General features: G+C 72.7%; 7 protein-coding genes and 1 pseudogene. 1 reads left to right on the top strand and 7 read right to left on the bottom strand.

Annotated features, from left to right (window positions below; genetic code table 11):
- The 7 genes and pseudogenes from MED01_RS15250 to aspS all read right to left on the bottom strand — a co-directional run.
- Positions 1-461, bottom strand: a pseudogene (locus tag MED01_RS15250) (hypothetical protein); the annotation flags it as partial.
- A complete protein-coding gene (locus MED01_RS15245) occupies positions 458-1,996 on the bottom strand; it encodes a replication-associated recombination protein A (RefSeq protein WP_238669224.1) in 1,539 nt (512 codons plus the stop codon). The pseudogene MED01_RS15250 and the gene MED01_RS15245, both read right to left, overlap by 4 nt.
- A gap of 74 nt (positions 1,997-2,070) precedes the next feature.
- On the bottom strand, positions 2,071-2,283 hold the full coding sequence (locus MED01_RS15240) for a hypothetical protein (protein WP_124855015.1): 213 nt from the start codon (positions 2,281-2,283) through the stop codon (positions 2,071-2,073).
- Between the two features lie 164 nt (positions 2,284-2,447).
- Complete coding sequence (locus tag MED01_RS15235; protein ID WP_238669223.1) at positions 2,448-3,734, bottom strand: MFS transporter; 1,287 nt, start codon at positions 3,732-3,734, stop codon at positions 2,448-2,450.
- A gap of 58 nt (positions 3,735-3,792) precedes the next feature.
- Positions 3,793-4,398: an ArsR/SmtB family transcription factor gene (locus MED01_RS15230; protein ID WP_238669222.1), complete on the bottom strand. Its 606-nt coding sequence runs from the start codon at positions 4,396-4,398 to the stop codon at positions 3,793-3,795.
- A gap of 179 nt (positions 4,399-4,577) precedes the next feature.
- Positions 4,578-5,390 (bottom strand): SDR family oxidoreductase, encoded by an 813-nt coding sequence (locus tag MED01_RS15225; protein WP_238669221.1) that lies wholly within the window; start codon positions 5,388-5,390, stop codon positions 4,578-4,580.
- A 118-nt stretch (positions 5,391-5,508) separates the two neighbouring features.
- Complete coding sequence (gene aspS, locus MED01_RS15220; protein WP_238669220.1) at positions 5,509-7,314, bottom strand: aspartate--tRNA ligase; 1,806 nt, start codon at positions 7,312-7,314, stop codon at positions 5,509-5,511.
- 154 nt (positions 7,315-7,468) lie between these two features.
- On the opposite strand from aspS, the gene MED01_RS15215 reads away from it, so the two are divergent.
- Entirely contained in the window at positions 7,469-8,200 is a 732-nt protein-coding gene (locus tag MED01_RS15215) for a DUF998 domain-containing protein (RefSeq protein WP_238669219.1), read from the top strand.
- Positions 8,201-8,282 lie beyond the last annotated feature (82 nt).

Raw genomic sequence — 8,282 nt, 5'->3', positions numbered from 1 at the left:
CCGGGTGCGGGGCCGGCGCCGGGTGGCCGGTTGTCCGGGCGACGATCCGCTGGTGGCGTCTCCCCGGGCCAGGGCCCGTCGACAGGTCGACGGGCGGCGGCACCGCCCTGTTCAGGCTGGCGCGAGGCCGGCGGCGCCGGGGACTCCGGGGCACTGCCGCGCGCATCGGCCGGCCCTCCCGCCGTACGCGCTGTGGGTTGTGCCGGCGGCCCGGCCGGGTCTGCCGGCGGCATGCCCCCGCGCTGCCGGTTCGGCTCCGCCGGCGCGCCGTCCGGGCCCAGCTCGGTGCGTTGCTGCTTGGCCGAGCGGAGGTCGTCGATCCAGCCGAACTCCTCGCCGGCGACCGGCTCCTCCGGCTCGGGCTCAGCCGCCCGGCCGCGACCCCAACGGCGGGTCTTGGCGCGGGGATCGCGCCGCTCGTCCGGGCCCTCGTCCGGGCGGTCCCCACCACGCGATCTCACTGTTGACCCTCTCCTGCGGCGTCGGTGCCGCTGTCCTGCATCGTGCCGGGGGCATCCGTGCCCGTCGTCGGACGGGCGGCCCCCGGGGATAGCGCTGGCGCGGTCTGCGCCGTTACGGACGGCTCGGATGTCGGCGTCTGCGGACGCCCGGCAGGAGCCGGCAGACCGCGCACGATCCGGCGCAGCAGCGGCAACCTGCCGGCCACCGACCGCTCCGCGCCGTGCGGGCTGGGCTGGTAGTAGTCGGTGCCCACCAGGTCGTCCGGGACGTACTGCTGGGTGACCACGCCGCGCTGGTCGTCGTGCGGGTAGCGGTAGCCGGTCCCGTGGCCCAACCCTCGGGCGCCGGCGTAGTGCGCGTCGCGCAGCCCGCGTGGCACCGGGCCACCGCGACCGGCCCGGACGTCGGCGATGGCGGCGCCGATGGCGGTGGTGGCCGAGTTCGACTTGGGCGCGGTGGCCAGGTGGATCACCGCCTGGGCGAGGTTGAGCTGCGCTTCGGGCAGCCCGACGTACTCGACCGCGTGCGCGGCGGCCGTCGCCACGCTCAGCGCCCCGGGATCGGCCATGCCGACGTCCTCGCTGGCGAAGATGACCAGACGACGGGCGATGAACCGGGCGTCCTCACCGGCGACCAGCATGCGGGCCAGCCAGTGCACCGCCGCGTCCACGTCCGAGCCGCGCATGCTCTTGATGAAGGCGCTGACCACGTCGTAGTGGGCGTCGCCGTCGCGGTCGTAGCGCACTGCCGCCACGTCGACGGCCTGCTCAGCGGTGGCGAGGTCGATGCGCCCACCGCCGAGGGCCGTCGCGGAGGCCGCCGCCGCCTCAAGGGCGGTGAGTGCCTTACGGACGTCGCCGGCGGCCAGCCGGACCAGGTGATCCTCGGCCTCGGTGGTCAGGGCCAGTGCGCCGTCCAGGCCACGCTTGTCGGCGACCGCGCGGCGCAGCAGGCCCCGCACCGCCTCGTCGTCCAACGGTTGCAGGGTGAGCAGCACGCACCGCGACAGCAGCGGTGAGATGACCGAGAAGTACGGGTTCTCGGTGGTGGCCGCCAGCAGGGTGACAGTGCGGTCCTCGACGGCGGCGAGCAGTGAATCCTGTTGGGTCTTGCTGAACCGGTGCACCTCGTCGATGAAGAGCACGGTCTGTGGGCCACCGGAACGGCGCTGGCGGCGTGCCGCCTCGATCACCGCCCGGACGTCCTTCACCCCGGCGGAGAGCGCCGACATGGCGACGAAGCGGCGGTCGGTGGCACCGGCCACCAGGTGGGCGATTGTGGTCTTGCCGCTGCCCGGCGGGCCCCAGAGGATCACCGACATCGGAGCCCCGCCGGAGACCAGTTGCCGCAGGGGTGCGCCGGGAGCGAGCAGGTGCTCCTGCCCGACCAACTCGTCGAGGGTCACCGGGCGCATCCGGACGGGCAGGGGCGAATCGTCGGCCACCGCGGTGAAGCCGTCGACACCGGCGGGACCGTCGGGCGCGCTGCGCGACCCGGCGGGTTCACCGAGGGAGAAGAGGGCGTCGGACTCCATCACGAAGACAGTACCGGGCCGGGCCCACGACGCCGGAATCGCGCCGCGGGCCCGCCACCGGTGATCGGTTCCGGTCAGCCACGCCCGGGGCGACGGCCCCGGTACCAGCGGCCGCCGCCACCGCCGCGCGGGCCGCTGCCCACACCGGCCAGGTAGAGCGAGAGGAGAAGGAGCCCGATGAGTACGAGGGTGTTCCAGTTGAACAGGTCCGGCGCTCCGAAGTCGGTGCCGAGCAGGTCGAGCAGCAGGGCGAAGCCAAAGACGATGGCCGCGAGAATGGCGAGCATGTCGGTCCTCCGGTGGGGGTTCCCAGTAGGTCGGCGCGTGATGTACCCAATCGGTCGACTCGCCAATCTCCACGGTGGATGCACCAGTGCCACGGCCGCCCGGTCCCGCTCAGCTCGATCCGCCTCGCCTGACCGGCCTGAGGCGGTCAGGCGAGGAGTGTTCCCTACCGGTCGGCGGCGGGAACTGGGACCGGGGTCGGCTCGACGGCGGGTGCGGCCCGACGGCCGGCCAGCCAGGCGGGCAGGTAGAGCGGGGCGGCGACGGCCAGCACCACAGCGCCGACCACCATCGCGGTGCCGACACTGGTGGCAGCGGCGAGCGCGGTCAGCGCCACCCCACCGAGCGCACCGGCCGGCTGCGCCATCATCGAGTTCAGCGAGAGCACGCTGGTCCGGTACGGGCCGTCCACCTGCCGGTGCAGCAGCCCGTTGTGCAGCGGGTTGGACGCCCCGTGCACGGCGTAGCAGGCCAGGTACGCCACCAGCACCCCGACCGGCCCGGCGAACAACCCCATCCCGACCACCGTCACACCCTGCAGGATGCGCAGCAGCGCCGCGCCCGGGGCAGCGCCGAACCAGCGCAGCAGCAATGGGGTCAACGCCGCGCCGGCGGCCGAGGCCAGCCAGGCGACCGAGTTCGCCGGCCCGAGCAGCGCGGCGGCGCGTTCCGGGTCGCCGATCACCTCGGCCAGCCGTACCGGCAGCAGTGACTCGAAGGTGACCATGCCGAAGCCCCAGAACAGCTCCACCGCGACCAGCGCCAGCAGCACCCGGGACCGGCGCAGCAGCCCGAGCGCCTCGCCGATCATCCGGGGCGCCTGGGCGGCCGAGGTCCGCAGCGCCGCGACCCCGGTGGCCGACCGCTGCTCGACCAGCAGCACTACCAGTGCGACGAGCGCCGCCGCCTGCGCGACGATGGCGGCCAGGACAGGCACCGTGAGCGCGCTGACCGGCCCGATCGAGCCGAGCGCGATCAGACCGCCACTGAGCAACGCGCCACCACCGATCGCAGCGCCGACCACGGTGCCGGCATGCCCGAGGCCACGCTCGTACTCGGCCTCCGCGTCGACAGCCAGCGTGGCGTCGACGTACCAGGACTCCAACGGGCCGCTGTCCAGCGCCCGGTAGACCCCCTGCAGGGCCCAGACCAGGAAGAACAGCCAGAACGAGTCGGCCACAGCGAACAGCGCCAGCGAGGCGAGGTTGAGCACCCCGGCGGCGAGAAGCACCGGTCGGCGGCCGATCGCGTCGGCGATCCCGGCGGTGGGCAACTCCAGCGCCAGCACCAACAGCCCCTGCGCGGTGCCGACCAGACCGATCTGCGGCAGCGACAGGCCCCGCTCCTGCATCAGCAGGATCATCACCGGAATCATCAGACCGGTGGGCAGCCAGCGCAGGCCGTAGAGCGTGAGGTAACGACGTCGAATCTGACGTACGGTCAGCGCGCTCATGACAATCCCTCACTTCTCGACTGCGGGGCTCGCAACACCGGCTCACTCCTCGCGCTCATCAGAGGCCCTCGCGCAGCGGGTAGGCGGCCAGGAAGATCTGCACGGGCTGGGCCTCCGGATCGGTCGGGTCCGCGGTTTCGGCCTCCTGGCGGTACCGCTCCAGCAACTGCCACACCTCGTTCTTGAGTTCGTCGAGCCGGGCCGGTGGGATGGTCATCAGGGTGTCGCTCATGCCGAAGCCGTCCCGCCAGGCCGGTGACCATTCGTGCTGGGTGGCGAACCAGCGGTCGGCGGTCTCGGCGAGGAGACGCACCTGGTCGCCCTGAATCCACTCGATCGCGGCCCGGGCGTCGGGGTCGTCGTCGAAGTCGGACGGCTCCCAGTTGGTGACGTCGTGCGCCGCCTGCCACCATCGTTGCCGCCCGCTGCCCCGGTCGGGGTCCTCGATGACGAGCCCGACCTCGGCGAGTTGGCGCAGGTGGTAGCTGGTCGCGCCGGTGTTGGTGCCGAGCAGTTCGGCGAGGGTGGTCGCGGTGGCGGGCCCCTTCACGCGCAGCGCTCCGATCAACCGCATTCGTAGCGGGTGCGCCAGCACCCGGACCTGCCGTTTGTCGATCCGCACCTCACGCAGCGCTGGCTGCGTGACGTCTTCGTCGTTCGCCATGACTGCACACTATCTCTGCACAGTTTCTATGCACAAGTGTTGTGCATAGAAACTGTGCATCTATCTCTCCGCGATCTTGCGGTTTCGGTCTTCGTCTCGCTCACTGAAGACCCTTTTGTCGCCACCGGAAGTGCAAGATCGCGGGGGGTGGGACGGCCGCGCGCTTGGGGTGGGGCGGGTTAGTGCGCCAGGAGTTCGCGTACCCCGCGCAGCCGGGTGCGCAACAGGGCGGCGGCGCGGGTGGAGTCGAGGCGTACGTCAAGGGGGCGCACCAGCCCGGTGGCCGCGCTGGTGGTGGTCTTCAGCCCGGCCGGATCCAGGCCGTATCGCGCGGCCACCAGCAGGCCCAGCTCGGCCCGGCTGACCGCGTCCGGGCCGGCCACGTTGAGCAGACCGGCGTACGTCGAGGCGACCAGCTCCAGCACGGCGTCGGCCAGGTCGGTGACGTCGATCGGGCAGCGCAGTTCGTCGCTGAACAGGGTGGCCCGGCCGGCGAGCGCGTCCCGGCAGAGCTGGATCTGCTTGCTGCCCTCCCCCACGATCAGGGAGGTCCGCACCAGCGCCGCGCTCGGGTCGATCGCCCGTACGGCGGTCTCGGCCGCCGCCTTCGCGGCACCGTACGCGTGCACCGGCGTGGGTGGTTCGTCGTCGGCGTACGGCACGGGTCGTCCGGCGTGCAGCGCGTCGCTGGACACGTGCACCAGCCGGGCACCCACCTCGGCGGCGGCGAACGCCACGTGGGCGGCCCCGTCGGCGGTGACCGCCCAGTCGCCGTACCGATAGGGGGTCCCAACCACGGCGTCCGGCCGCACCTCGGCGACCAGCGCGCGCACGGCGGCCCGATCGGTCACGTCCAGCCGCCGCGCCACGACACCCGGCACAGCGATCTCACCCGAGTGAAACGTCCCCACCACCGAGAGCCCGGCGTCGACCCCCCGCCGACAAACCGACCGCCCCAGTAACCCGCTACCCCCGACGACAAGCACCCGCATCCCGGCCCACTCCCCCACAGACGATCAAGAGGTTTGCGTCATCTCGCGGGGCGATGATGACGCAAACCTCTTGATCAACCAAGCGAAGGGCGGGCGGCGGTGGGTGGGGTCAGAGGGGTCAGACCGGGTCGGCCACCGGGGCTGCCGGGCCTGCCGTGCCGGTGTGGGCCGTCGCGGGGGGCTTGGGCTTGGCGTCGATACCGGCCTCGGTGCGCTGCTGAGCGGTGATCGGGGTGGGTGCGCTGGTCAGCGGGTCGAAGCCACCCCGGGTCTTCGGGAAGGCGATGACCTCACGGATGGAGTCGGCACCGGCGAGCAGCATGCAGACCCGGTCCCAGCCGAAGGCGATACCGCCGTGCGGCGGCGCACCGTACTTGAACGCCTCCAGCAGGAAGCCGAACTTGTCCTGCGCCTCCTCGGGAGTGATGCCGAGCAGGTCGAAGACCCGCTTCTGCACGTCACCCCGGTGGATACGGATCGACCCGCCGCCGATCTCGTTGCCGTTGCAGACGATGTCGTACGCGTACGCCAGGGCGCGGTCCGGAGCCTCCTCGAACCGGTCGACCCACTCCGCGTTCGGCGAGGTGAACGGGTGGTGCACTGCCGTCCAACCGCCCTCGTCCGTGCGCTCGAACATCGGCGCGTCGACCACCCAGCAGAACGCCCAGGCACTCTCGTCGATCAGGCCGGACCGCTTGGCGATCTCGACGCGGGCCGCCCCGAGCAGTTCCTGCGCCTCCCGGGTGGTGGCGCTCGCGGCGAAGAAGACCGCGTCACCCGGCTTGGCCCCGACCGTGTCGGCGAGCCCGCCCAGGTGCTCGGCGGAGAGGTTCTTCGCCACCGGGCCACGTGCCTCGCCGGTCTCGGCGTCCAGCACCACGTACGCCAGGCCGCGCGCGCCACGCGCCTTCGCCCAGTCCTGCCAGCCGTCCAGCTCCTTGCGGCTCTGCGCCGCACCACCCGGCATCACCACCGCGCCGACGTAGCCGCCCGCGTCGATCGCCCCGGCGAAGACCCGGAACTCGGTGCCGCGCAGGTACTCCGTCAGCTCGGTCAGCTCGACGCCGTAGCGCAGGTCCGGCTTGTCCGAGCCGTACCGGGCCATCGCGTCGTGCCAGGTGATCCGTGGGATCGGCCCGGAGATCTCGTGCCCGGCCAGGTCCTTCCAGAGCGTCGAGACGATCGCCTCGCCGAGGTCGATCACGTCGTCCTCGGTGACGAAGGACATCTCGATGTCGAGCTGGGTGAACTCAGGCTGCCGGTCGGCGCGGAAGTCCTCGTCGCGGTAGCAGCGGGCGATCTGGTAGTACCGCTCCATGCCGCCGACCATCAGCAGCTGCTTGAACAGCTGCGGCGACTGCGGCAACGCGTACCAACTGCCGGGCTGAAGCCGCACCGGCACCAGGAAGTCGCGGGCGCCCTCCGGCGTCGAGCGGGTCAGCGTCGGCGTCTCGATCTCCAGGAAGTCACGCTCGTGCAGCACGCCCCGGGCGAGCTGGCTGGCGCGCGAGCGCAGCCGCAGCGCGTTCGCCGGGCCGCTGCGGCGCAGGTCCAGGTAGCGGTACCGGAGTCGGATGTCGTCGCCGGCCTCGATCTGGTCGTCCACCGGCAGCGGCAGCGGCGCCGCCTCGGAGAGCACCTCCAGCTCCACGACGGTCACCTCGACCTCACCGGTGGGCAGCTCCGGGTTCTCGTTGCCGGCCGGGCGGCGGGTCACCTCACCGACGACCTTGACGCAGAACTCGTTGCGCAGCGCGTGCGCATCTTCCTCGCGGAACACCACCTGGACAACACCGGAACCGTCGCGCAGGTCGACGAAGATGACCCCGCCGTGGTCGCGGCGGCGGGCCACCCAGCCGGCGAGCGTCACCGTCGAGCCGGCGTCCGCGGCGCGCAGGCTTCCGGCATTGTGGGTACGGATCACGGCTGGCAACTCCTCATCGTGGAACAGTCCTCCCAGGCATTCTGTCAGGGGTGGCCGCTCCGCCTCCGGGCACCCGGCAGGCCGGCACGATTCGCTGGTGGGGTGGACCGGCGAACCCGACTCCCCCGGCAGCCGCGCCGGTTAACGTGGCGAAATGCGGCCCGTACCAAACTGGGCCGTCGCCACGGCGGCGGCGGCGCCCGTGCTGCTGGTGGCCGGTTGGACGGTGGCTCAGGCCCGACAGCCCGTCGGGTACGACCCGATCCGGGACACCATCAGCGAGCTGGCAGGACAGGACGCCACCGACGCCTGGATCATGGTGGTGGCCCTGGTGCTGCTCGGCTGCTGTTACCTGTCTGTCGCCGCCGTCCTGCACGCGGCCGGGCTACCCAGCCGCTTCCTGCTCGCGGTCGGTGGCGTGGCCACCATCGCGCTGGTCGCCTTTCCCCGGCCGCCGGTCGGCGGCTCGCTCAGCCACGGCGTCGCGGCGACGGTGGCCGTCCTCGCCCTGGTGCTCTGGCCGGCCGGCTCGGCACTGCGGCTGCCGCGCGGCCACGACACCGAGCACCCCACCCGACCGGAGCCGCCCTGGGCGTTCCGCCGGACGGTCGGGCTGAGCGCCACGCTCGTGCTGCTCGCGCTCTTCGGATGGTGCGCGTTCGAGGTGACAAGTGGGTCCCGCACCGGGCTGGCCGAACGGGTGACGGCGGTGGCGGTCTCCCTCTGGCCGCTGCTGGCGGTCCTCTCCGCCCGGCGGGCGCACCTCGCCTGGTCGGTCGGCGGCACCGTACGCGTCGGCCCGGACCTGCCGACCATCGGCGTCGTACCCCCGGATCCCCTCGGACCACCGAGCGGGCCCGCTCCCGGACGACCCGACCGGCTGTGACGGGTCCTCGCCCCGCCTGATCCGGCCTCGTCCCCGCCTGATCCGGCCTCGTCCCCGCCTGATCCGGCCCCGTCCCCGCCTG

The organism is Micromonospora alfalfae, assembly GCF_022230925.1.
In the GTDB taxonomy this organism is placed as follows: domain Bacteria; phylum Actinomycetota; class Actinomycetes; order Mycobacteriales; family Micromonosporaceae; genus Micromonospora; species Micromonospora alfalfae.
Note: the sequence above shows the minus strand (reverse complement) of the source record. Positions and strands in the feature narration are given on the sequence as shown.